The organism is Collinsella sp. i05-0019-G5, assembly GCF_042851345.1.
Classification (GTDB): domain Bacteria; phylum Actinomycetota; class Coriobacteriia; order Coriobacteriales; family Coriobacteriaceae; genus Collinsella.
Map to the genome: position 1 here is coordinate 1,352,320 of NZ_AP031421.1, position 21,833 is coordinate 1,374,152.

Below are 21,833 nucleotides of genomic sequence, written 5' to 3' on the forward strand. Positions count from 1 at the left end.
AGGACGATAATCGCGATGACCAGAACGTACTCGATGGCTCCTTGGCCTCGGAGGCGGGTATTCCTAGGAGATACCCACCCCCCGAAGGTTAATTGCCGCTGCATGCATATGCGACACTCCCTTCGCATGGGGATTGATATTGCATGCAGAGCGTACGTTAAATCGAACCGACTAGCCCGTAACGTGCCGCTGAGGCAACGGCGGCACGGGTGCCCGCGCCACATAAACTGCTTGCCGTTTTGTTTCTTCAGACCTACTGCCACGCCTTCGGGAGGATAACGCCGGGGGCGCAGTGATTGAAGTCACTATGATTGGCATAGGTTGGGACATTCCAATCGGAACAGTCGAGGTTTAGATTTTTGCAATAGCTAAACATGCCGAGCATATCCATAACATCTGAGGTCTTCCACCCTGGTCCAAATTTCACGCTTTTCAGCGAACTGTCGGTGGAAAAAAGGAGACGTAAATCGCCGGCTTTCCGCGTCGACCATCCGGAGATGTCAATCTCCTTGACCTTGTAAAGGTTTTTGAGCGCCGAGTCGAATTCGACGACCGAGGACGTATCCCAGCTTGAAATACTGAAGGAAGTCGCATTGCCGCAATACGCGAATGCGTGCTGCAGATTTGTGCAGTTCGACATGTCGAACTTTGCCAGATCAAAGCTCTTGCAGTTCTCCATGTACTGAAAGCAAAATGCCAACGAGTGGATTTCTATGCCATCGTCAATGGCCTTTACGGCCACGATATTATTTCTGTTAGGCCACCAGGGGGCAGTCGTCTTGCCGTCGTTTCCCACGGTCGCGGTGGCGTATCCATTTTCGAACCCCGTATACACCGCCGTCACGCGGCGGCTGTTGAGCATGTCACCGACTCTGGGGACCCCGCGGCGCTTGTAGAACATGAGGCTGTGGTCGTCCTCCGAGTACACGGCGAACGCTATCCCGTGAACGGGGTCCACGATGTCGGCGTCGGTCAACGACCCGTTGCCGCCGCCCGTGCCGCCCGACTCCCAGCTCCCCTTTGAGATTCCGTTGCCGAGCGTCCCCGCCACCGTGTTGAACTGGTTTGTGATCGCCGACGAGACCCACGGTCCCGCGATCAGCACCACCAGGACGATGATCGCGATGATCAGCACGTACTCGACTGTCGACTGCCCCTTCGGGCGGCGGGTAAATCTGGGAGATACCCCCCCCCGAAAGGAATTTCCGCTGCATGCATGTGCGGCTCCTCTCGGATTGCTTTGGCTGATGCTGCAGAGGATAGACGCGATTACTAATGATGAGTCAACAATGCCGCAGCGGCATTCACACTAAGAGGGTAAGGCGTTCGGAGTGACATCCCGTTCCAAAACGTATACTTGATTTAAGGCGGAGTGGAATGTGGGCGCGCAAGGAGATGCGGAATCGATGAGAGCCTCAAAAAAAACTACTGCAGTGTTATCATCTTTCATCCTCTCTATTCTTCCATTTCTGATTCTATGGGCGGCTTGGTCAGTCCTCCCTGATACAATTCCCGCTCATTGGAGTGGGGGTGTGGTTGATCGATGGGGTAATAAGCTTGAATTGCTGGTTGTTCCGCTGTTTTCTCTGATTGGTTCTATTGCAATTTCTGTGTACCTTATTGTTTCCACGCGGCGAAGAGAGTTCGCGGATTTCTCTGCTCGAATGCGACGGGACTTTGTTGCGTGCTATATTTCTAGTCTTCTTTTATCGACAACCTGCTCAGTGATAATTGCCGTTTGGGTTCAGTTGATTCTTACGCAAAGCACTGCGGTTGATGGGGGGCTTGGACTATCGATCCTGTATTCCCTTCCCGGGCTATATGTGATCTTGTGCACTTTTCCGCCTTTTTATGCGAGCGGCGAGAGCAAAAAGGCAGAGCGCCTGATAACAGTTCTTATTGGCTGCGCGGAGATTGTTCTTTGTGGAATAGTGCTTGAAGGTTCGGCTGCCTCTTATACGATGATTGGACTGATGATTCTGTTCTGTGCGTTTGAGATTGTGTCACAGGTAAGGGATAGCCGGTCCTTATGAGTTGAATTACGCGCGTGCGGATATAAAGGTTGGCATGTTAAGCTGGTCGTTTTCTCGTTCTGGGACATTTGCAGTAGGATGAGTGGGACTAGGCGCGCTGCGGTGTGATGGTGACGGTTGAGACTTGTATCGCTGCAAATCCGCTGATGCACATTTTGCTATTGGGCTTGAAGGTGGGACCTACAGGCCTTTGTTTGGGATGTTCCGGTCGTCCAACACGTGTTGCACGGCTTTATATTGTTACGCTCGTCCGGCGCTCCGTTGGAGCATTTCCGGGTTTGTCGGCATCATGACTTGGCCAAGTGACACGCTTGCCGGGACGGTTGTAACGCCGCGCCGGTTCCGTGTGCTCCTTCGTTGTTGGCCTGTCCAGCCGGGGGCGGATTCGGCCTCATGTTGTGGCGCACGGCCTTCAGGGGCTTCCCCCTGGCGAGTTATGTTCGTCCGTATGGGTAAGGGTCGGGTTGAGCTGACAATCCCGTGTCGGAAGGGGCTTGCACCATGCGCGCGATGACAGAGATTGAGTGGCTGGACGGCCGTGTGACGAAGGTGCCGGAGCTCGCCCTGGGCGATGCGCTCGGCGAGAGCGTCCAGGCGGAGCTCGATTTCGGGTTCGACGACGTGTTGGAGGGCCTTTGGGTTGAGGTGCGCCATCATGAGCCGGATGAGGACTCGGACGGCGACCCGCGCGGGAGGGGCTGCGCACTGTACGCGGACTGCCGGTACAGCCTGGTCGAACCGTCGGACCTCGACCGTGTCTTCTGCATCCTTTACGAGGGGCAGCCGAGGGTCCAGCCGCGTCGCGGGGGAGCTCGTGAACCTTTCGCGGGCCTGCGCGTTGTCCTGCCTCATGCTCGGATCTCCCTACCCGCCAGGCGCCCTCGAGGCCCTGGCCGCGTGCGCTCGATACCTCTGCGGTCCGGCTTTCACGTCCGACCTCGCCGCCCGCGTCCGCGCGCGGATCCCATCCGGCCTCACGCGCTTGAATATCGAGCTGAGCCCAAACGATGACCCACACCCCATCGGTCTTCATGATGATGCCTCGATGAGCCAGCTCGCCCAGAGCTTTCGATACAGTCGGTTGAGTCGAACAGTCTTTTTTTCGAGCTTGTCCTGACGCATGAAAAGACCTTTTGTAAGTTCTTTTCCGTTGGCACCCTTCCTATTAGGCCCTTTGGACGTCTGGAAGGAGCAAATCATGATCAGAATCGCAAGCTGGACGCGATTCTTCGCGACCGCAAATAATGAGTCGTAGGATGGCCTGTTGATTCCACTCAGGATCTCGCTCTTTGCAATCTCATCCTGTCGAACGTCAAGCGCCGCCTCCATCTCGCTAGGCGTCTCGGCCTGATCGGCAACCGATGGAGCGTCCGTGTCTAAAGGCCACGGGAGGCCACGGCCTTTTTGCGGTTTGTAGCTACTTGTACTCATGTTGATTCCTCCGGTGCGAGGCTATCCAACCCAATTGCCGACTGTGCCCATAATATGGTTGATTTCCGATCTCAGCCGAACACATTGAGCGGATAGGCCGTTCCCGCAGTTAGCCGAACGCCCCCGAGGCCCCATTCAGGCCACGGGGCGTCGTTTTCCCAGTTGAAGGAACGGTGGAGATGTGTTTCGATGGGTCCGGTGGCCATGCTCCGCCCGCCGCCCGGCACCTCTTCCCAGACTCAGCCGGACGGTCGGTCCGTCTATTCCGTTTTCGCCCTTAGGCTAGGCCAGCGGGGCATCGCCCCTCTCTGCGCGCGCCCTCTCGGCGGGGCCGGCGGGGCCGACCTGTCGGTCTACGACGGGTTCCTGAAGGGGGCGGTCGCCGATGGCAGCTAGCGAGGAGCTGGCCCGCAGGGTCGTGGAGGCCGGGCGGTCGTGCTCGCTCACCACCGCCGTCCTGTGTTAGCGCTAATCTAAAATTGACCACTTTCGCAAACGCATCTCGCCGAATGCGCTAACGCGCTTTCGCCGACCCCGCTAACGTACTTTCACCAACTGCGCTAACGGAACTATGCTCCGATCGGGTATCCGACCCGGGAGGAGCGGGATATGGAGCGAAACGTAATGGGAGAGCTGAACGTCTACAGGGGGTCCGGCGCGAAGCCGAACTTCAGCGAGATCGCGAGGAGGCACGGCATGGACCGGCACACGGTCGCCAAGTACCGGCGGGAGGGCGAGTCCGCCGCCGACGGGAGGTCCGCGAGGGGCAGCGCCTTCGACCCGCTCGAGGAGGTGATCCGCGCGAAGGCCCAGCTGCCCGGGATGACCAAGATGGATTGGCTGGATTGGCTACACTGGTGTGGACAGTTCCGGGAGGGGCGCAGGAGACGGGAGGGCCGTATATGAGGGACCCCAGGCACCCGAGGCATTTCACCGACGAGTTCAAGAGGCAGATAGTCGACCTCTACAACGCCGGCAAGCCCAAGCGCGAGATCATGGACGAGTACGACCTCGGCAAGAGCACCGTGGAGAGGTGGATCAAGTCGATAAACGCGACCGGCTCGCCGCGCGCCGCGTGCAACCGCACGCCCGAGCAGAACCGGATCCTGGAGCTCGAGCGCGAGAACCGCAGGCTCCGGATGGAGGTCGACGTCTTAAAACAAGCGGCGCTGATATACGCTCGAAAGTGAGGGCCATAGCGGCCAACGAGGGCCGCTACCCCATATCAGCGCAGTGCAGGCTCCTCGGCGTCGCGAGGTCGACGTACTACTCCATGCGCTCGCGGCCCGGCCGGCCCGCCGCGCCGGACCCCGCCGCGCCGGCCGTGGTCGCGGCCCACGCCGCCAGCAAGGGCCGGTACGGCTCGCGCAAGATAAAGGCGTCGCTCGAGCGGTCGGGCGTCACCGTCAGCCGGCGCCGGGTCTGCCGCATCATGAGGGAGAACGGCCTGGTCAGCGCATACGGCAGGAAGAGGTTCAAGGTGCACCCCGGGGCGGTCAACGAGGCCGACGTGCCCAACGTCGTCGCGCGCGGCTTCGGCGGCAGGGCGCCGCGCACCCATATATGCAGCGACCTGACCTACGTGCGCGTCGGGGCCTCGTGGAACTACGTCTGCCTGCTCGTCGACCTCTACAACAGGGAGATCGTCGGCCACTCCGCCGGGCCCAGGAAGGACGCCCGGCTGGTCAAGTCGGCGTTCGCGACGCTCTCCTTCCCCATCTCGGACATCGAGGTCTTCCACACGGACCGCGGCAGCGAGTTCGACAACGCCGAGATCGACCTGATGCTCGAGGCCTTCGGCATAGAGAGGTCGCTGTCGGCCAAGGGCTGCCCCTACGACAACGCCGTCGACGAGTCGACCAACAGGATACTGAAGGCCGAGCTCGTCCACCGCGAGACGTTCGGCACGACGCGCGAGCTCCGGGCCAAGCTCTCGGACTACGTGCACTGGTACAACAACTTCAGGATCCACTCGACGCTGGGCTACATGTCGCCGGTCGAGTTCAGGGAGGCGGGGCTGTCCCTCCCGGAATCGTCCAAATAGGTGTTGCCAATCCACCCGGCGTGGGCAAGACGCACCTCGCCGTCGCGCTGGGCATCGAGGCCGTCAGGGCGGGGCGCGAGGTCAGGTTCGTGGACTGCGCCCGGCTCGTCGAGGACCTGGAGGACGCCTCGTCGCGCGGCATCCTCAAGAAGAGGCTCAAGTACTACGCCCACTCGAGGCTGCTGATCATCGACGAGCTCGGCTACCTCGACGTCGGCAGCGCGGGCGCGGACCTGCTGTTCCAGCTGATATCGACGCGCTACGAGCAGCGCTCGACGATCATCACCACCAACGTGGGGATCGGCGGCTGGGGCAGGGTGTTCGGGGACGACGTGGCGGCGAGCGCGATCGCGGACAGGGTGTGCCACCACTGCCACCTGGTCAAGATAACCGGCAGGTCCTACAGGCTGAAGGACCTGCCGAGGGACGGCCCCGTCAAGCCGTGACCGGAATCGGTGAAAATACGTTAGCGCAACCGGTGAAACCGCCTTTGCGCGAACGGCGCGCCTGTTTAGCGAAACTGGTGAAAAATAGATTGACGCTAACATCCTGGAGGAGTGGTCGAGGCTCGGCACCCCGAAGCAGGTGGAGTACCTGGCGGGCTACCTCGAGGCGGAGAGGTCCAGCCGCGAGGCCTCGAAGCGCGCGACGCTGCTCAGGCGCTGCGCGCTGCCGGCGCCCAAGACCTTCGACGGCTACGACTGGTCGGCCGTGTCGTGGCCGGAGGGCGTGGGGCGCGAGTCGCTGCTCGCGCTCGACTTCGTCGGGCGCAGGGAGGACCTCGTGCTCATGGGCGACGTTGGCACCGGCAAGACGCACATGGCGTCGGCCCTCTGCGCGCTGGCGTGCGAGAGGAGGCTCGAGGCGCGCTTCTTCACGGCGTCCCCGCCCGCGTCATCAAGATGCGCGACGACGGGAGGCTCGACCGGGAGGCCGCGCTTATCGGCAAGGCCCGCCCGCTCGTCATCGACGAGCTCGGGTTCCTCCCGCTCGACGCGGACGGGGCGAGGCTGCTCTTCCAGGTCTTCGCCGACGCATACGAGAGGCAGTCGGTGGTGATCACCACGAATCTGGAGTTCAGCAGGTGGGGGTCGGTGTTCGGGGACGACCAGATGGCCGCCGCCGTGATCGACCGCATCGTCCACCACGGGAGGCTCGTCCAGTTCCGCGGCGAGTCCCACCGCGTCCGCCATGCCCTCATGCAGGAGGGCTAGCCGCTCAAAAAGCGTGCGCGCTTCCGATGCTCAGGCTGCTCAATTTCCGATGCTCTTTTTGCTCAAATCCTCTTGACGAAACACAGAATACGTGCGGGCGGCGCTTGCAGCCGATCGCACGGTACCGGCCGCACCCGTTGCAGCAGCGCGGCCACGCCGCCAGGCGCGGGCAGGCCGCCGACAGGTCGGCCGAGCCGTCGACGCGCTCGCCGCGCCTGGACTTCGGCGCCGTCACGAACCTGTGCGACGCCACCTCGGCGCTCACCGCCGAGGGCGACCTGCACAGCTCCCTGGCGATCTCCCTGCACGAGGCCCTGCGCTCCAGCATCCTCTGGACCGTGTCCCGCTCGTGCCTGGTGAGCCTGCCGTAGGCCCTCGGGGCCGCCTCCGCGGAACCCTTCTTCCTCTTTCCGGACCGGCCGTCCTCCGATCTCCCGGTGCCGGCCGGTCCGGCCCTCAGGGTATCGGGTTCCCACATTCATCCGCACATGTGCGGATGAATGTGGGAGGTGTTCGGATGAAGTTGATAATCAAGGCTTCGATAGCAAACGCAATTTGGTTTTTGAAATATGGACGAATTCCTCGTCAGGAGGGTAAAATGGTGCCGACGGCAGCCCAAGTTGTAGAGAGCTGGGCAGAGCCGTTGCTTAATGAAGTTGGGTCATCGTCTTAGCGACGGTGGCCTTTCTTTTAATATGAGAAAGCCATTGTCAATAGGCGTGTTTGTTCGAGCCCGGTTTTAAACCGGGCTTTTTCGTTTCCCGTCGGGAGGGACCGCGCACGCTGCACGTTTAGTCGACGCTTGCCTGGCAAGCTAATATCCGCGGGCTCTTGCGGGCGCGCTGCCGGCGGTCAGCCCGGTATGTCCGCACACCCCACCGCATTTCGATTCTCCGTCCGGCGCGCTCGTCCGAAACCAGTCTTGTTCACGGGCGCGGCCCTTGGGCTGCCCAAAAAGGGCTCGTGAACGCGCGCCGGCGATGCGTCGAGGCGCGGGCCCTCCCGGCGGGAGGCTTGTTGTCCGACGGGGTCAGCTGAGGGTCCCCTCCGCCCGGCGCCCGATCTCCCAGACCCAGCAGGCGAGCTCGCGCGCGACGGCGGCGTTTGCCTTGCACGAGCTCTCGCCCGCCGCCGCCAGCGCCTCGCGGCGGCGGCAGAGCCTGGCGGTGCAGGCGTCGGCGCGCGCCCGGATCGCCGCGGGGACGTCCGCGCCGGGCGCCGGGGCCTTCGGGCGGGGCGTGCACGTCAGGTAGTGCCACGCCGACTCCACCAGTGCCGTCCTGGCGAGCCGGTTGCCCGTCTTGGTTATCCCGCCGCGCCGCTCGGTCTCGCCGCTCGAGCGCTCCGACGGGACTAGCCCGCACCAGCTCGCGAAGGCCGGGGCCGTCCGGAACCTCGTGAAGGAGCCCGCCTCGGCTGCGAGCCTGAAGGCCGTCAGGGTGTCGATTCCCTTGATGCAGGAGAGCGCCTCGACGGCCGGGCGCCACCGGTCGGTCCGGGCGAGGGCGAGCACCTTCTTCTCGAGCTGCCGGCGGTCCGACTCCGCGCACCTCGCGGCCGTGACGTAGTACTCGAGCACGTCGCGCTGGGGCCCCTCGAGCCTGATCCCGGATATCCATCTCCAGTGGGCGCGCGTCCAGGATCCCTTCCTCGTCCCGTCGGCGTTGCGCTCGTCCCAGACGTGGCCCAGCCTGATCAGGAACATGTTGAGTCGCTGCCTGGCGCGGCGGTACTCCGCCGTGGCGTCGTCGAGGGCGCGGTCGAGGTCCCGGGCGGCCTCGACGGCCGCATCGGGCAGCGGGACCTCCACGATGTTGTGGGTGGCGAGCATGCGGGCGATGAACTCGGCGTCGCGCCGGTCGTTCTTGCGGCGCGCGTCCGCCGCCGGCCTCTGCATCTTGGAGACGGCGGCCACGGCGCAGTCGAGGCCGAGCGCGCGCAGCTCGCGCGCCATGTGGAAGCCGGTGGGGCCGCTCTCGTAGCAGGCCCTGGGCTCCTCGAACCCGAGGGCCCACTCCGCGATCTCGGCGGCGTCCGTCCCGAAGTCACGGTGCACCACCTCGCCGGTGAAGGGGTTGAACGCCGCGGCGGCGACCGATCGCGCGTGGACGTCCAGGCCGATGGAGGTAACATGGGGCATGGGAAGCCTCCTCCCCGCAGGTGCGGTAAGGGCTACCGCACGGGCCGATACTCAAAGCCCATTGTGGCATCCCGAGCCCGCGGAAAGAAGCTGCGCCGCGGGGGAGGCGACCCAAATGGCTTTCTCATATCGTCTTGGGCTTCGAACCCTGCTTGAGTGCCTTGGAAAGGACGACAAGGGCCGTGAGGAGCGAGACCATAGCAGTCAGGAGCTTCACGAGCTCAGTGAAATCGGTCATGGGCATCACCTCCCATCGGATGGAGGGCTCTGCCCGGCACGAGGGCTGCCGACAGCAAGGACGATTCTATCAGAGCGGCTGACTCCCGCCCGATTATTACCATCCCACCGCGCCTGTGCAAAAAAGAGGGCCGCCAAACAGCGACCCTCCAGCGAAAGTGCATGTTATTTAGGACAGTCAAATTCTTTGAAAAACAAATGGATGCTGTAGAATTACAAATAAGAGTGACCCGGAAGGAGCGATCGATGAAAAGCAAACGATTTGTCCTGAATGCACTTCTGGTAGTAGCAATATTGACGCTCTTCGTCTTTTCGTACTCATACATGAATCAGCCAAGATTTGGATATGCTTTATACGCTGTTTTTTCCGGCGAAACAACTTACAACACTATAGGCTTCATTGACGCAATCTTTTTCTATGTAGTCGGCCCCGTATCAAGCGAACTGGTCGCTTTTGTTGTCAGCTACAACCTGAATCAAAAAAGCCAAACTCACTCAGCGACTTCGGCCAAACAAGGAATCAATCTCTTCGCAATAATGATAATTCTGCAAATTGCGACCGTGTTGATTATCGCCCTGACCGCAACAAACGTTTTGAAGTATGAGTTCGGATTCATCGCGAGCTGTCTCATGGCAATTGCCGCGGGTATAGCGGTTTCGTATACGACACCGGCAAAGAAGTAGATAAACTAACAGGGCCTATTTGGAATCCGAATCGTCCATGGAACCGTCGATGCCGGTTTTGGTGTCGTCATCCGTATTGGAATCGTCATCCTTGGGGCTTATAGGACACACATTTTGTCCTATAAGCCCCGATCAATTCATACTCCTCATCCTCGCCGAATTGCGAGTAAGGCAGAATCGGCACTGGATGGCAGCGCGCTAGGCCGTGTCCGCGGAGTTACCCCCCCCCCGTTTTTATCGTAACAGCTGATTCTAGGGACGCTTCAAAAAGTCAACCGAGGGTTTTGTCCCGTCAAGACGCCGAACGAGAATTACGTACCGCCAAGAGCCTCAAAACACGCCCCTCGCGGAACAGAATCCTCACTCGATTTCCATGCGGAGTAAAAACGTCAATCAATCATCCTCCGCAACGTCTATCCACCAAAAAGGCCGCCCCACGTGGAGCGGCCTTTGCTCGCAGCTTTTTACTGATAGTTACTCAAAAATTATTCCAACACATCCACAGAAGAGCAGCGAATCGTATTTTTCTTTCGGGAATCGAGAAAATAGCCTACCTTGACTTTAGACCCAACGCTCACGGGGCTATCGCTTACATAGCGCGTATGTTCTGAATCAACCAGAATGGTCAGACGATCAGACCCGTCGTTATATGGATCTTCGCTTTCGACCGACATGGTAAAATCGCCAGAGCTGTCAACGTTCAACACCAATCCGCTCACGAACCACAAATGTGAATAGTCACCTCCGCTATCTTTTTGGCAACGCTCCACTTTTAGAAATAGCGCAGAGAATGCGAACACGGCAACTGATATAGCGATGAAAACCTTAACGCCACTCCCCTTGCCATAAAATACAAATTTATTCGCCAAAGAAAAATACCCCTGCCTTATCCGTGTAATTAGCATAGTACTACGTTAACGTGCTCATGGCTGTGGGTTGGTTTAACCTACAGCCATGCTAAAGTTGCCAAAAGGGGCACAAAGGCCAATACGTTTGCGCCATGCCGGCACAGCGACCTGGCATCGTATGCACCGGCGGGATCATCGCTGGCCTGCAAGGAGGGCATATCCACGCGCTCATGGTCGCCGGAGGCCTCGTGATGCAGCACGCGCCGGGCGGCGACTGGAAGCGCGTCGATTGGGACGTGCTTGCCGCCTGGCTCGACAGATACGGTTACAAGGTCGCTGATTGCGAGACGGAGACCCTTCCGACCGCCGACGCGGCGAGTGGGAACGCGAGGGTAAAAACGCATCGTCGCTGAACCAGTGAGTCAGTATTCTTTAGTTGGATGATGGATATTGAAATTGATTAGCGAGATAATGTGCATATCTTATAATGTATGCGTTGCACCATGAGAGAGGGGTCTGTCATGAGCTGGAAACCGAGAAAATGCGTTATCGCCGGTCTCGTGACAACCGGTCCTGACGGCGGCTTGTTTGCAACCGCAATGACATCGTACCGACTTTTCACTTGCATGTTCTGAAAGGCAGTTGCCATGCTGTCGCAAAATCAATCGAGATACTTGGTCACAATCGGCTTTGCCCTGCTTGCATTACTCTTTGCTAGCGACCTTTTGCTGAAACCGCCCAAGGAACTCGTTTTGCTTGCCATAGACTGCATTTCCGCCCTTTACTTTACGGCAACCCTATTCGTCGGACTAAAGGAGAGGAAAAAAGGCGCAGTCGTTGCGTCCGCCGTAGGCGTGATCACAGCCATTGCCTCATTCTTTATCTGACACATTGGTGATCTAGGGGCGATATCGTAGGAATACGACCGGGAGAGCCAGGACCAGATTGCCCGGGTTGCCCGGTCGGCTCGCGCGACGGCGCGGCGGTTCGACAGAAAGCTCTCCGGACTTCACGCCGTTTCTGATCGCATTGTAGACAGCCAACTCGTCTTCGCAGTCGGCGAGCACGCGGTGTGCGTCGTCGTTTTGGATGTACAGTAAATCTCGAAGGTCCTCCATGCACCAGCGTCCGAGATCTGGCTATGCGCGTCGCGCGAGCTGATAAGTGTCGATCGCGATGTTGTAGTTAAAGTCCAGTCCAAAGCCGTCCCAGGCAGAACGGCATTGTTTCCTTGATTATCAACTTCATCCGGACACTTCCCGCATTCATCCGTGTGTGTACGGATGAATGCGGGGTTCGATACCCCGGCGGCCTGATCGGCAGACCGCCGGGAGTTCTCACTCCTCGATAAAAGCCGGCACTCGGTTAGTCCTGCGCATCTTGAAATCGCCAGTCTCGTGGGAGACGTAGAGAATGCCGTCCATCCCGTCTCGTGATGCATACGACAGGTGAACTGAACCGCAATCCGATCCATCATTGTCGAGAAGATCGAACGAATTCGGGTCGCTCGTTGCGGCCAAACGACCACTCAGACAAGAGCCATCGTCATTACAGATTTGCCATTCCATGTCTTCGCCTGCAAGAATCGCCATAGACGGCCTGGTCGCGCCATCGTTGACATACATCCCGTCTATGCCAAAACCGTTTTCAGCGCCATCGATGAACGATTGCTCGGACCTATACCTCGCAAATGATGCGCATAGCACCATTGCAAGACAAAGTGCAGAGCCAACAATAACGATCTTTACGTAGCTCTTGGCCGTCATGTCATCCCTCTTTTCGCTTGCCTAAAGAAATGCGGAAGAAGCTGTTCGTCGCGGCTTGTTTGTAGGCCCTTCTGCCCCGGTTCGGTTACTAAGGTTACTTGAGGGATCCTATAAATGATTGTTACCCATATACGTAATATGAATTTCGGACATGTCGAAATCAATCAATGGTTGCGGGAGTTTCCGACCTTAGTGAAATGCCACCCTATACCCACAGAATCAGTCTGGTTGACATGTGCCAATGGCCGCTAACGGCACTTGGTCGGCAACGGTCTTAGCCCATCGGCCACAACAGTGTCTCCTTCTGTCGCGCCGAGGGCCAGACACACAGCGGTGGCGCCGTGCCGCGGCAGCTGGACGACCGCGTCGTCGACCGTGGCGATTGCACTCGCGACGACACACCTCGCCAGTTTGCCTCGCCCTATTGGCCCCAGCGCGTTGCAGTTCAATCAGCTGTTACAATTACCCACCCACAAAAAGCCCATCTAGCAGGTGCTTTGCTGTTATAGAGTCCTGGAAAGAAAGGGCCAAACCGAAGTGTCTGGCCGGACGCCAATTGTCTGGGAACTGCTTCGGATTCGACCCTCTTTTACTTTCGCCCACTCGGTGGACTTCGGGTTTAATGCTTAGGGGCAGGGATTTAACAAAGTGAAATTTTAATGAAAAGAAACCCAGCTGCCACAATTGCCATGGCGAGGGCTCGAATTGGCCATATAGATCTAAAATAGTCACGATACCTTCTCTTTTGCTGGAACGATATATCTATACAAGGTTGTGAGCGGAAAACAAAAATACGTCGATTGCTATCCGACAAACGGGTCTGGAATTGCATTCTCCGGCATTTCGGGGAGATTGATACACATGTACGAAAGGGAACCTATGTGGTGCGTTGGGTTGGAGCTGCTGCAGGCCCGATATGGATTGCGGTCTTGCGCCCCGATGTCCAAATAGGTTTCTCTCTCTAGACGGGAAGTTGCTCATGGACGCCATATATGACGGAGATGACTGGGTCGATCATTATACTTGGCGCCTGGTCGGCTCGGATGACAATGGGGATGTGGTGTTTGATGGACTATGTCCAAAGCATCTCCATCCTTTTGTCTCGTCGTTAATTGAGAGTTCCGCTCGTGTTGCCCCCTACAGCTCGGCATCGCTTCATGATACGGACGTTTTGAAGACCATAAGGGGAGTCAATTGACGAGGGCACGATGAGCGGCCCGCTGTTTTCTCGGCTTGTGGGGCTAGATGAGATTGGCTCGAAACGACTGCTTGCGGGCGAAAAGGTGGAACTCACTTATCGGTCGATGATTTCAATCCTGCGGCTAGCCGATGTTCTTCGCAAATAAATGAGGCTTCCATGGCCATGTGGCAGCTTGTCTCACCGATGGGTGGGAGCCGAGTACTTTTCGGACGATTTGCTTGGCCTCGGCGTAGTCTTGGACGGGACCTGCCGGATCATCGAAATCCTCGACGAGATATTTCAAAGCGGCACCTTCTTAAACGGCGAACGTGACAGCGGTCCTCCCTGAATTCTATAAAATCACGGCCTGACTTGGGCGGCGAATTGGCGGAGCTCGTCATCGTCCATATCGTCGAAGTGCGGCAACTACGCCAGCGCGGCCCTCTGCTCCATCAGGTACCTACCGCTCGGAGACCTGCGAATCGTCTGCAAGATGTCCTCGGGGGCGAGGGCTGGGAAATCCATGCCCTCGGGAGCGGCCAAAGAGATGGATTCACCTGCCCCTCCCATATGTTGGGACCTCATTCAGGGCATCGGCTGCATCCGGCCTTTCGCATTCGCCGCCCGGCCCTCCGGTCCCGCCCGGCCGACGGGTTTCCCGTCTATGGCAAGACGATTGTACTTATATATAAGTGCATTCCCGGATTGGGAATATGTTTCGGCATACGCCGCCACAGGTCTACATCCGCAGCGCACTACACCGCTACACGGCTACACGCCTACGGGGCTACACGCCGCCGCCCAACCGAACGGCGGGAGGGCCGCCCACGGGCGCCCTCGGGCCATGCTCCCATTTTTGAGAGAGGTGCCGTCGGGGCCTCCCGAAAGCCGTCTGCATCTGCAGGCCTTTATTCGAAATCGGGCGGCGCGGCTGAAAATCCCCGGCCTGAACCGCGAGGCCTCACCTGCATTCCCGCTGACTCTTTGCGTAAACATAAAAAGAAGGGTACGGGCGTCCGCGTTCGCGGAAACCCGTGCCAAGATTTGCGCCACCGAGATGACCGGGTAGAATATATCTAACGCGATTCCACATTCCCGTACTTGCACTACGGATTTGGGAAAGCGCATGTCTCAGCCTCTACTCGACCACGGTCGCCTCGGTCGGGATGGCCCCCAGCACTGCCGCGTACTCGGTGGGGTAGAGGCGGCTTATCGTCTGAACGTCGCGGATGAGGACGTTGCGGTCGTCAGGCTCGGAGATGCCGTAGCCGAACGCCTCGAGCGTCTCGATCGCCTCGCGGATCTTCTGCTGGAACATGGGGCCGGGGTCCACCCTCAGGCCGAGGTAGCCTCGCCACAGGCTCGGCGACACGCGCAGCATGTTCTGGATCTTGGACATCGGCTCGATGTCGGCGTAGACGTTGAGCGTGACCATGGCGTCCTTGTGCCCGAAGATCGACTGCAGCGCCTTGATGTCGCCGCCGTGGCGGATCCACTGCGTCGCGAAGGTGTGGCGCAGGCCGTGGAACGTGATCAGCTCGTCGTTGGTGCCCATGAGGCCGTTGGTCTCCGAGAACGTCTTGAACGCCCTGCGGATGTAACTGGTGGTGGCGAAGGAGCCGTCCGGCCGCGACACGACGTAGCTGTCCGCGAGGTCGCGCAGGCCGAGGGCCGATGCCTCCCGGAGCCTCTGCGAATCGATCTCGTGGATCTCTTTCAGGAAGGGGAGCAGGCCCACCGGGTCGACGGGGATCGTCCTCAGGTCGTGGTTCTTGGTGTCCTTGATGAAGGAGCCCCTGTCCTTGACGTAGGCCACCGAGTGCCTGACCGTGATGAGCCCCGACTCGAAGTCGACGTCACACCAGCGCAGGCCGCAGACCTCGCCGATGCGCATCCCGGTGTGCAGGGCGAGCACGACCGCCCGCCTGAAGGTCGAGTCCGGCATCATCGAGGTCACCGAGTTGAGCTTCGGCACGAGGTCGGAGCGCAGCGCGTTCCTGGGCCTGGCGATGACCCTGGGCGCGAGGGCGCCGTCGAACGGGTTCCTCCCGATCGTGTCGTTGCTGCGCTTCAGCAGGACGGCGTAGAGCCGCTTGCCGAGCTTGAATGACTTGTTGAGCGTGTCCGGCGCCGTGCCCAGGGCGATCCTGCGCCTCGACCACGCGTTGACGTCGTCGGTCGTCACCTCGTTCACGGGGACCAGACCCAGCTCGTCTCGCTCGATGTGCAGGGCGCTGTAGTGGTAGTCGTCGCGGGTCGTCGGGGTGATCCTGTTCATCTCCAGGCAGAAGTCGATGAACTTCTCGAGCGCCTCGGAAAGCGGCAGCGCGGCGTAGTCATCCCGCTGTTCGGCGGGAAGCCCGGCGCCGATAGCGGCCCTCGCCTCCTCGGCCTCGGCGAGTTCCAGCTCGACCTCCGACCTGAATTCCGCGAGGACGCGCATCGCCGCCGCCTTTCCCCGCGCGCTCTGCTTCAGGCAGGGCACGCGGGTGTTCCTGGTCCTCTGGACCTTCTTCCCGGTCATCTCGTCGGCCACCGTCACGACAGCCTGCCATTTGCCCTTGTTCTTCCTCACGCCGCCGGCTCCGCATACGCGTAAGGTTTTATTGCTGCATTTCTCGTTCTGCATGTCTGCTCCTAAATCCGCAGTTGATTAGAAACAGGCGGGCCCACCTGCGGGAACCCGGAGAGGCGACGATTCGGGGCTCCTACCCCCGTTGATTAAATCATCGGCTGCACCGCGCTCCTCGAAGCCGAAAATATGCTATCTGGACAGACCGCGCTGAGCTGGTAAAATTTGCAAATGCGGAAATGCGCTACTTGCGCTATCTGCGCGTGTTTTAACAAAATAAGCACAGGTCAGGGTCATTCTGACCTCGCTGGGGGTCAAGGGGTCGCTGGTTCGAATCCAGTCGTCCTGCCCAGAAGTTTGCAGGTCAGGCACCTAGTGCCTGACCTTTTTTGTTAAGAATCAATAAAGTAAGCAACGAAGAATCAACGGCTTTATTAATCGATACTTTCGCTTAACAAAAACTTGTACGTCATCCTCCAAAAACGACAATTTATGACATGTTTGGAGGCTGACGTACACAAAAACGGCACATTCACGTTGCGACAGCGCCCTCCACATGTCTGGACTCTCTATGGCTGCGCTGGATAGACATCGCCGGAACGGGTATAGTATCGAAAGTTTTGTCGTTAACCAGCGGGGGAGTCCTGTGGGCATCAAAAAGAAGATCAAAAAGGAGCTTATCGGCACTTCCGATTACCCGTCGAATAAGATCTTTACGATCTCCAATTTCATCACCTTTACGCGCCTGATCCTCACCCTGGTATTTCTGTACCTGTTTGTGACGGATAACAACCGCGTCATCGCCATCGTTATCTACGCCGTTGCCGCCTCTACCGACTGGATGGACGGTCAGATCGCCCGCATGACCAAGACGGTCTCGTGGCTCGGCAAGGTCATGGATCCCATCTGCGACCGTGCGCTGCTGTTCACCGGCGTACTTGGGCTGGTGGTCCGCGGAGAGCTGCCCATCTGGGTCTGCGTGCTCATTATTGGCCGCGACATTTATCTGGGCATCGGCACGCTTATCGTTCGTCATTATCACCGTCGCCCCATCGATGTCGTCTTTCCCGGAAAGATTGCCACTGCACTGCTCATGACCGGCTTCTCGCTCATGCTGCTCGGGTTCCCCGTTATTGACGGCCTGCATCTTTTACCTTCAACCCTTACGGCCTTCCCGGGCCTCAACGGAAGCTCGGTGCCCCTCGGCATCTTCTTTGTGTACGGCGGCGTGATCTTCTCCATGCTCACGGCTGTCATCTATTCCATTAAGGGCGGAGTGGCCATTAAACAGGCTCTCGCGCATCCCGAGGACGAGGACATCGACTTTCTGAACCCTGAAATCGAAGACTGATTCGTTGGGGTATGATTACGTACGGTTCATTATTTGCGGCACGTCCGCGATAAGTTAGGGGTTGTCATGGACAACATGGTTAACAATATGCCTCAGAATGATAAGACTGCTGACGCTACCTGCGTATTCCGCGTGCCTTCAAGCGACGTCACCGTTCCCGACCTCATGGCCAACGTGCGCATCACCGCCCCCGTTCTGTCCATCGTCAAGGGTCCGCAGACTGGTGCCGCCTTTGAGCTCGAGGACGACGTGACCACCATCGGCCGCGATCCTGCGAACGGCATCTTCCTCAATGACATGACCGTTTCGCGCAGCCACGCGCGCATTATTCGTGAGGGGCTCCAGGCTCGCATCGAGGACTTGGGCTCGCTCAATGGCACCTGGGTCGACGGTGCCATCGTCAATGCAGCCCCGCTGCACGATGGTTCATCCGTCCAGATCGGTACGTTTACGCTCATCTACCACGAGAGCACGCCGGAGCGCATCGAAACCGGTGAGTAGGGCATGGCCGAACGCAACTATTTGAGTATCGGCCAAGTCGTCAACCTTCTTCGAGGCGCATACCCCGATCTTTCGAACTCAAAAATTAGATTTCTAGAGGATGAGGGGCTCATTACCCCTCATCGTACGCCTAAGGGATACCGTCAGTACTCCAAGGAGGACGTTGATCGCCTGGAGGTCATTCTGCACCTGCAGAAGACCCGCTACATGCCGCTCAACGTGATTAAGCAGCGCTTGGAAAACGCTACGGACCTGTCAACGCTCGCCTACGAGGTGGGCTTACTGTCCGATGTTCCGCTCAAGACGGAGCCCAAGGAGACTAAACAAAAGCTGCATCCCATCGAGACCATTCCCGATATGTTGGGCGTCGAGATTTCGTTTATCCGCTCGCTCGCCGAGAACGACCTTATTCGCATCATCAAGAGTCCGCAGAATCGTGAGCTCGTCGATGGTCGCGATTTTCCGATCATCCGTTACTGCTCCGAGCTGTCACGCTTCCATATCGAGCCGCGCAACCTGCGTCAGTACGTGTCTTCCGCCAACCGCGAGTCCTCGATGTTTGAGCAGGTGCTCGTGAGCATGCTCGGCATGGATACCTCCGATGACGAGCGCGACGCCAAGCTCGAGCGTGCGTTTAAGAAGCTTCACGACCTGACGGAGGGCGTGCACACCGCGCTGCTCAAAAACCGCGTTTTTGAGTCGCTCAACGCCGTGGTCGAGGACGCCGACATCGATGCACTCGATGAGGAAATCGCTCGCTCCGAGTCCACCAAGGCCAAAAACGAAGAAACTGCCGCGCCTGCTTCGCACGAGGATTCTCTCGTAAAGCCGCTCAAGGTCGTCGCCCCTTCGCACTCCGGCACCGTCACCGCGGGCAAATAACCGCTGCTGATATTTCGGCAACTCATTGAAAGGTCATGCAATGTACGACTTCGAATCTCAAATCGTCGACATCCCCGACTATCCCGAGCCCGGAGTCGTCTTTAAAGACATCACGCCGCTCTTTGGCAATCCCGAGGCGCTCAAAGCCATGACCGATGCCCTCGCCGAGCACTTTGCCGGCATGGGGATCACCAAGGTCGTGGGTCCCGAGGCTCGCGGCTTTATGGTTGGCGTACCGGTGGCTGTAGCCCTTGGCGCCGGCTTTGTTCCCGCACGTAAACCGGGCAAGCTGCCGCGCGAGACCGTAAGCCAGAGCTACGAGCTCGAGTACGGCACCGATTCAATTGAGATCCATGCCGACGCTATCAGCTCTAAAGATACCGTGTTGATTCTGGACGACTTGGTCGCGACGGGCGGAACCGTCGAGGCAACAGGTAAACTGGTGCGAGATATGGGCGCAAAGCTTATCGGTTACGGTTGTATACTTGAGCTTGCGTTTCTCAACCCGCGCGAGAAGCTCACGCCGTCTGATGACGATGTGGAGCTCTTTAGCCTGGTGACGGTAGGCTAGCCGTTACCCTTAGTTACTGGAAAGGAAGCTACATGCGCACAGCAAACACGCACAAAAACATGGCACGCTGCGCTGCTACGGCAACCCTCGCTTGTGTTTTGGGCTTGGGCCTCGCGGCTCCTGCCTACGCCGATACCGCATCCGACCTTGCCGCTGCTCGTACGAAACTCGAGCAGATCGGCACCCAAACCCAGCAGATTTACGATGAGCTTGCCACGCAGACGCAGGCGCTCGATCAGACTGCCGGCGAGATCACGCAAAAGCAGCAGGAGATCGCCGATGGTCAGGCCAAGCTCTCGACCTATGTCGCCGGCGAGTACAAAACCGGCGGTCTGAGCCTGCTTCAGGTTTTGACGGGTGTCGATGATCTGAGCGATATGCTCAACCGTCTGTTCTACTACGGCAAAGTTTCCGATAAGCAAGCTCAGACCATTCAAGAGGTCAAGGAGCTTAAGCAGCAGCTCACCGATAAGCAGGCCGAGCAGGAGAAGAACGTCGCCACCACGCAAAAGAAGGTCGACGAGCTTAATGCCCAGCAGGCTGAAGCCCAGAACGTCGTAAACTCCCTGGATTCGCAGCTGCAGGCCGAGCTCGCTGCCGAGGCCGAGGCCAACGCTGCGCTGCAGGCTGGCATTAATGCTAGCACCGCCGAAAAGGCCACGGTGAGCAACGACACCGCCGGTACGACCGAGAACACCAACAATGGCGGCCAGACCAACAATAACAACAACCAGGGCGGCAACACGCCGGCTCCCGCACCGCAGCCTGCCCCCACGCCCGCTCCGGCTCCCACGCCTTCAGCACCGAGTCAGTCTGTTGATGGTGGCTCCGTTGTTTCGCGCGCCTACAGCAAGCTCGGCTATGCGTATTCTTGGGGCGGCATTGGACCGAACAGCTTTGACTGCTCCGGTTTTGTAAGCTATTGCCTCACGGGACGCTACTGCCGTCTGGGCACCACGGTCGACTTCATGGGTTGGACCCGTGTGTCCGATCCGCAACCCGGCGATGTTGTGGTTAACTCCTACCATACCGGCATTTATATCGGTAATGGTCAGATGATCCATGCTTCCGACTACAAAACGGGCGTCATCATCAGCTCCGTTGCCGCCGGCATGAACAACAACTACATTTTCGTGCGCTACTAAGTATTCAGATAAAGCAAACGGATATGGACCTCGTGGCTTTGAGTCATGGGGTCCATTCTTTTGCCTTTAGTGCAGTCCGCTATCTAGTTTTGAATACTAGATAGCGGCCCAATCGGTCTGCAAGATGGCTATAATTGAATGGGAACGATTAGAAAGGACCCTCTATGAGCTGGGCACTTATCTCCGATTCAAGCTGCAACCTCCGCGATTGGCAACCGATCGCACCCCATACCACCTTTGCATTTGCTCCCCTCAAAATTCGAGTGGGGGAGCGTGAATTCGTCGATGACCTTTCGCTCGATGTTCATGAGCTCAACTGCGCTGTTCAGGCGGAGACGAATGCCTCTTCGAGCGCTTGTCCCAGCGTGGGGGAGTGGGCCGAGCTCTTCAAATTGGCAGACAAGACCATCTGCATGCCGATCTCTGAGGGCGTGTCGGGCAGCTACAACGCGGCAGCCACGGCTCGCGATATGGTTCTTGCCGAGGAGCCCGACCGACAGATTCATCTAGTCAATTCACGCGCAGCTGGCGGCAAAATGGACCTCATTTTCTTGCTGTTCGACCGCTATCTTGCAAGCAATCCGAATGTCTCATTCGAGGATGCTTGCGCATACTTCGATAGCCTTGAACAGAACAGCAAAATCCTCTTCAGTTTGTGCAATTACGAAAACCTCGCCAAAGCCGGACGTATCCCTAAGGCAGCCGGCGTCATTGCCAACAAGCTCAATATCCGCATTTTGGGCACGGCGAGTGAGGCCGGTAAAATCGAACTCGTCGGGCACACGCGTGGCGAAAAGAAGATGCTCAACAAGATCATCGACACTATGGAAGCCGAGGGCTTTACGGGCGGTGAGGTCATCATCGATCACGTTGAGAACGAAGCTGGAGCCCAGGCGCTTACTGATCGCATAGTCGAACATTGGCCCTGCTCCAAGACCATCATCATGCCCTGCAACGGCCTGGATTCCTATTACGCCGAGATGCACGGCCTGATCATCGGCTACGGCATGGGCGTAGCTTCGGGCAAATAAAGTCCAACCAAGCAAAAAAGGCTTATAGGACAAAATGTGTGTCCACGTTGGGGGCATCGGCGCAGGTCGATGCCCCTTTTTCAGCCGTTTAAATTCCGTGCCCGCTTTTAACCGCTCGGACAGAATGTGTGTCCGGTTGCCTATCGTTCCCGCAGGTAGATAACCTTTTCCGGAACCGTTAAATATCCTTTCGGAAGAGGTGC

Annotated in this window: 24 protein-coding genes and 1 pseudogene; 16 read left to right on the plus strand and 9 right to left on the minus strand. The window is 58.5% G+C overall.

The window, feature by feature from the left end:
- Nucleotides 1-253 precede the first annotated feature (253 nt).
- Nucleotides 254-1,135: a BspA family leucine-rich repeat surface protein gene (locus ACGHIZ_RS06175; RefSeq protein ID WP_390446765.1), complete on the minus strand. Its 882-nt coding sequence runs from the start codon at nucleotides 1,133-1,135 to the stop codon at nucleotides 254-256.
- 271 nt (nucleotides 1,136-1,406) lie between these two features.
- Between ACGHIZ_RS06175 and ACGHIZ_RS06180 the strand changes: the two genes are divergently transcribed.
- Nucleotides 1,407-2,033, plus strand: a complete 627-nt coding sequence (locus tag ACGHIZ_RS06180) for a DUF1648 domain-containing protein (RefSeq protein ID WP_390449888.1) — start codon at nucleotides 1,407-1,409, stop codon at nucleotides 2,031-2,033.
- Between the two features lie 1,029 nt (nucleotides 2,034-3,062).
- Here the strand turns inward: ACGHIZ_RS06180 and ACGHIZ_RS06185 are convergent.
- Nucleotides 3,063-3,464: a hypothetical protein gene (locus tag ACGHIZ_RS06185; RefSeq protein ID WP_390446768.1), complete on the minus strand. Its 402-nt coding sequence runs from the start codon at nucleotides 3,462-3,464 to the stop codon at nucleotides 3,063-3,065.
- Between the two features lie 609 nt (nucleotides 3,465-4,073).
- On the opposite strand from ACGHIZ_RS06185, the gene ACGHIZ_RS06190 reads away from it, so the two are divergent.
- The 5 genes and pseudogenes from ACGHIZ_RS06190 (at nucleotide 4,074) to ACGHIZ_RS06210 (ending at nucleotide 6,722) form a co-directional block, all read left to right on the plus strand.
- Nucleotides 4,074-4,370: a hypothetical protein gene (locus tag ACGHIZ_RS06190; RefSeq protein ID WP_390446771.1), complete on the plus strand. Its 297-nt coding sequence runs from the start codon at nucleotides 4,074-4,076 to the stop codon at nucleotides 4,368-4,370.
- Nucleotides 4,367-5,508, plus strand: a protein-coding gene (locus ACGHIZ_RS06195) for an IS3 family transposase (RefSeq protein WP_390446773.1) whose coding sequence is annotated in 2 segments (ribosomal slippage) — nucleotides 4,367-4,625 and nucleotides 4,625-5,508 — 1,143 coding nt in all. Because the reading frame shifts where the segments join, the coding sequence is not laid out codon by codon here. Before ACGHIZ_RS06190 ends, ACGHIZ_RS06195 begins: the two co-directional genes overlap by 4 nt.
- Nucleotides 5,509-5,528: 20 nt before the next feature.
- Nucleotides 5,529-5,954, plus strand: coding sequence for an ATP-binding protein (locus tag ACGHIZ_RS06200; protein WP_390446776.1), 426 nt, complete (start codon nucleotides 5,529-5,531; stop codon nucleotides 5,952-5,954).
- A 139-nt stretch (nucleotides 5,955-6,093) separates the two neighbouring features.
- A pseudogene (locus ACGHIZ_RS06205) lies at nucleotides 6,094-6,330 on the plus strand (ATP-binding protein); the annotation flags it as partial.
- A gap of 23 nt (nucleotides 6,331-6,353) precedes the next feature.
- Nucleotides 6,354-6,722: an ATP-binding protein gene (locus ACGHIZ_RS06210; protein WP_390446779.1), complete on the plus strand. Its 369-nt coding sequence runs from the start codon at nucleotides 6,354-6,356 to the stop codon at nucleotides 6,720-6,722.
- A gap of 4 nt (nucleotides 6,723-6,726) precedes the next feature.
- On the opposite strand, the gene ACGHIZ_RS06215 is transcribed toward ACGHIZ_RS06210, so the two are convergent.
- The gene (locus tag ACGHIZ_RS06215; protein ID WP_390446782.1) at nucleotides 6,727-7,200 is read right to left on the minus strand and encodes a helix-turn-helix domain-containing protein; all 474 of its coding nucleotides are present in this window, start codon (nucleotides 7,198-7,200) and stop codon (nucleotides 6,727-6,729) included.
- Nucleotides 7,201-7,239: 39 nt separating this feature from the next.
- Here ACGHIZ_RS06215 and ACGHIZ_RS06220 point away from each other — a divergent pair, with 39 nt between their 5' ends.
- A complete protein-coding gene (locus tag ACGHIZ_RS06220; protein ID WP_347494161.1) occupies nucleotides 7,240-7,395 on the plus strand; it encodes a hypothetical protein in 156 nt (51 codons plus the stop codon).
- Between the two features lie 357 nt (nucleotides 7,396-7,752).
- On the opposite strand, the gene ACGHIZ_RS06225 is transcribed toward ACGHIZ_RS06220, so the two are convergent.
- Nucleotides 7,753-8,862 carry an IS110 family transposase gene (locus ACGHIZ_RS06225; protein WP_390446785.1) on the minus strand — a complete coding sequence of 370 codons (1,110 nt, stop codon included), beginning with the start codon at nucleotides 8,860-8,862 and terminating at the stop codon, nucleotides 7,753-7,755.
- A 483-nt stretch (nucleotides 8,863-9,345) separates the two neighbouring features.
- Between ACGHIZ_RS06225 and ACGHIZ_RS06230 the strand changes: the two genes are divergently transcribed.
- Entirely contained in the window at nucleotides 9,346-9,783 is a 438-nt protein-coding gene (locus ACGHIZ_RS06230) for a hypothetical protein (RefSeq protein WP_390446788.1), read from the plus strand.
- Nucleotides 9,784-10,268: 485 nt separating this feature from the next.
- Here the strand turns inward: ACGHIZ_RS06230 and ACGHIZ_RS06235 are convergent, their stop codons facing one another.
- On the minus strand, nucleotides 10,269-10,652 hold the full coding sequence (locus tag ACGHIZ_RS06235; protein WP_138374237.1) for a hypothetical protein: 384 nt from the start codon (nucleotides 10,650-10,652) through the stop codon (nucleotides 10,269-10,271).
- Between the two features lie 131 nt (nucleotides 10,653-10,783).
- On the opposite strand from ACGHIZ_RS06235, the gene ACGHIZ_RS06240 reads away from it, so the two are divergent.
- A complete protein-coding gene (locus ACGHIZ_RS06240) occupies nucleotides 10,784-11,044 on the plus strand; it encodes a hypothetical protein (protein WP_055287491.1) in 261 nt (86 codons plus the stop codon).
- Between the two features lie 234 nt (nucleotides 11,045-11,278).
- On the plus strand, nucleotides 11,279-11,518 hold the full coding sequence (locus tag ACGHIZ_RS06245) for a hypothetical protein (RefSeq protein WP_195445469.1): 240 nt from the start codon (nucleotides 11,279-11,281) through the stop codon (nucleotides 11,516-11,518).
- 12 nt (nucleotides 11,519-11,530) lie between these two features.
- Here ACGHIZ_RS06245 and ACGHIZ_RS06250 read toward each other — a convergent pair whose 3' ends face one another.
- From ACGHIZ_RS06250 to ACGHIZ_RS06265, 4 genes are all read right to left on the minus strand, one after another.
- Nucleotides 11,531-11,749, minus strand: coding sequence for a hypothetical protein (locus ACGHIZ_RS06250; protein WP_347478462.1), 219 nt, complete (start codon nucleotides 11,747-11,749; stop codon nucleotides 11,531-11,533).
- A gap of 219 nt (nucleotides 11,750-11,968) precedes the next feature.
- Nucleotides 11,969-12,397: a hypothetical protein gene (locus ACGHIZ_RS06255; protein WP_138374235.1), complete on the minus strand. Its 429-nt coding sequence runs from the start codon at nucleotides 12,395-12,397 to the stop codon at nucleotides 11,969-11,971.
- 1,606 nt (nucleotides 12,398-14,003) lie between these two features.
- Complete coding sequence (locus tag ACGHIZ_RS06260; RefSeq protein ID WP_161145545.1) at nucleotides 14,004-14,147, minus strand: hypothetical protein; 144 nt, start codon at nucleotides 14,145-14,147, stop codon at nucleotides 14,004-14,006.
- A 568-nt stretch (nucleotides 14,148-14,715) separates the two neighbouring features.
- A complete protein-coding gene (locus ACGHIZ_RS06265) occupies nucleotides 14,716-16,206 on the minus strand; it encodes a tyrosine-type recombinase/integrase (protein WP_390446794.1) in 1,491 nt (496 codons plus the stop codon).
- Nucleotides 16,207-16,795: 589 nt separating this feature from the next.
- Between ACGHIZ_RS06265 and ACGHIZ_RS06270 the strand changes: the two genes are divergently transcribed.
- From ACGHIZ_RS06270 to ACGHIZ_RS06295, 6 genes are all read left to right on the plus strand, one after another.
- Nucleotides 16,796-17,500, plus strand: a complete 705-nt coding sequence (locus ACGHIZ_RS06270) for a CDP-alcohol phosphatidyltransferase family protein (protein WP_089573364.1) — start codon at nucleotides 16,796-16,798, stop codon at nucleotides 17,498-17,500.
- A gap of 66 nt (nucleotides 17,501-17,566) precedes the next feature.
- Complete coding sequence (locus ACGHIZ_RS06275; RefSeq protein ID WP_192934514.1) at nucleotides 17,567-18,001, plus strand: FHA domain-containing protein; 435 nt, start codon at nucleotides 17,567-17,569, stop codon at nucleotides 17,999-18,001.
- 3 nt (nucleotides 18,002-18,004) lie between these two features.
- Nucleotides 18,005-18,883, plus strand: coding sequence for a MerR family transcriptional regulator (locus ACGHIZ_RS06280; protein ID WP_117773499.1), 879 nt, complete (start codon nucleotides 18,005-18,007; stop codon nucleotides 18,881-18,883).
- 40 nt (nucleotides 18,884-18,923) lie between these two features.
- Complete coding sequence (locus ACGHIZ_RS06285; protein ID WP_117773500.1) at nucleotides 18,924-19,454, plus strand: adenine phosphoribosyltransferase; 531 nt, start codon at nucleotides 18,924-18,926, stop codon at nucleotides 19,452-19,454.
- 32 nt (nucleotides 19,455-19,486) lie between these two features.
- Complete coding sequence (locus ACGHIZ_RS06290; protein ID WP_197032151.1) at nucleotides 19,487-20,599, plus strand: NlpC/P60 family protein; 1,113 nt, start codon at nucleotides 19,487-19,489, stop codon at nucleotides 20,597-20,599.
- 164 nt (nucleotides 20,600-20,763) lie between these two features.
- A complete protein-coding gene (locus tag ACGHIZ_RS06295; RefSeq protein ID WP_138112615.1) occupies nucleotides 20,764-21,630 on the plus strand; it encodes a DegV family protein in 867 nt (288 codons plus the stop codon).
- The last annotated feature ends 203 nt before the right edge of the window (nucleotides 21,631-21,833 follow it).

Excerpts from the sequence above, each read along its gene's own strand:
- ACGHIZ_RS06180 (WP_390449888.1), top strand. The coding sequence starts at position 1,407 with ATGAGAGCCTCAAAAAAAACTACTGCAGTGTTATCATCTTTCATCCTC.
- ACGHIZ_RS06265 (WP_390446794.1), bottom strand. The coding sequence starts at position 16,206 with ATGCAGAACGAGAAATGCAGCAATAAAACCTTACGCGTATGCGGAGCC.
- ACGHIZ_RS06225 (WP_390446785.1), bottom strand. The coding sequence starts at position 8,862 with ATGCCCCATGTTACCTCCATCGGCCTGGACGTCCACGCGCGATCGGTC.
- ACGHIZ_RS06255 (WP_138374235.1), bottom strand. The coding sequence starts at position 12,397 with ATGACGGCCAAGAGCTACGTAAAGATCGTTATTGTTGGCTCTGCACTT.
- ACGHIZ_RS06285 (WP_117773500.1), top strand. The coding sequence starts at position 18,924 with ATGTACGACTTCGAATCTCAAATCGTCGACATCCCCGACTATCCCGAG.
- ACGHIZ_RS06275 (WP_192934514.1), top strand. The coding sequence starts at position 17,567 with ATGGACAACATGGTTAACAATATGCCTCAGAATGATAAGACTGCTGAC.
- ACGHIZ_RS06260 (WP_161145545.1), bottom strand. The coding sequence starts at position 14,147 with ATGGGAGGGGCAGGTGAATCCATCTCTTTGGCCGCTCCCGAGGGCATG.
- ACGHIZ_RS06185 (WP_390446768.1), bottom strand. The coding sequence starts at position 3,464 with ATGAGTACAAGTAGCTACAAACCGCAAAAAGGCCGTGGCCTCCCGTGG.
- ACGHIZ_RS06230 (WP_390446788.1), top strand. The coding sequence starts at position 9,346 with ATGAAAAGCAAACGATTTGTCCTGAATGCACTTCTGGTAGTAGCAATA.
- ACGHIZ_RS06250 (WP_347478462.1), bottom strand. The coding sequence starts at position 11,749 with ATGGAGGACCTTCGAGATTTACTGTACATCCAAAACGACGACGCACAC.
- ACGHIZ_RS06240 (WP_055287491.1), top strand. The coding sequence starts at position 10,784 with ATGCCGGCACAGCGACCTGGCATCGTATGCACCGGCGGGATCATCGCT.
- ACGHIZ_RS06190 (WP_390446771.1), top strand. The coding sequence starts at position 4,074 with ATGGAGCGAAACGTAATGGGAGAGCTGAACGTCTACAGGGGGTCCGGC.
- ACGHIZ_RS06295 (WP_138112615.1), top strand. The coding sequence starts at position 20,764 with ATGAGCTGGGCACTTATCTCCGATTCAAGCTGCAACCTCCGCGATTGG.
- ACGHIZ_RS06220 (WP_347494161.1), top strand. The coding sequence starts at position 7,240 with ATGAAGTTGATAATCAAGGCTTCGATAGCAAACGCAATTTGGTTTTTG.
- ACGHIZ_RS06245 (WP_195445469.1), top strand. The coding sequence starts at position 11,279 with ATGCTGTCGCAAAATCAATCGAGATACTTGGTCACAATCGGCTTTGCC.
- ACGHIZ_RS06215 (WP_390446782.1), bottom strand. The coding sequence starts at position 7,200 with ATGTGGGAACCCGATACCCTGAGGGCCGGACCGGCCGGCACCGGGAGA.
- ACGHIZ_RS06290 (WP_197032151.1), top strand. The coding sequence starts at position 19,487 with ATGCGCACAGCAAACACGCACAAAAACATGGCACGCTGCGCTGCTACG.
- ACGHIZ_RS06280 (WP_117773499.1), top strand. The coding sequence starts at position 18,005 with ATGGCCGAACGCAACTATTTGAGTATCGGCCAAGTCGTCAACCTTCTT.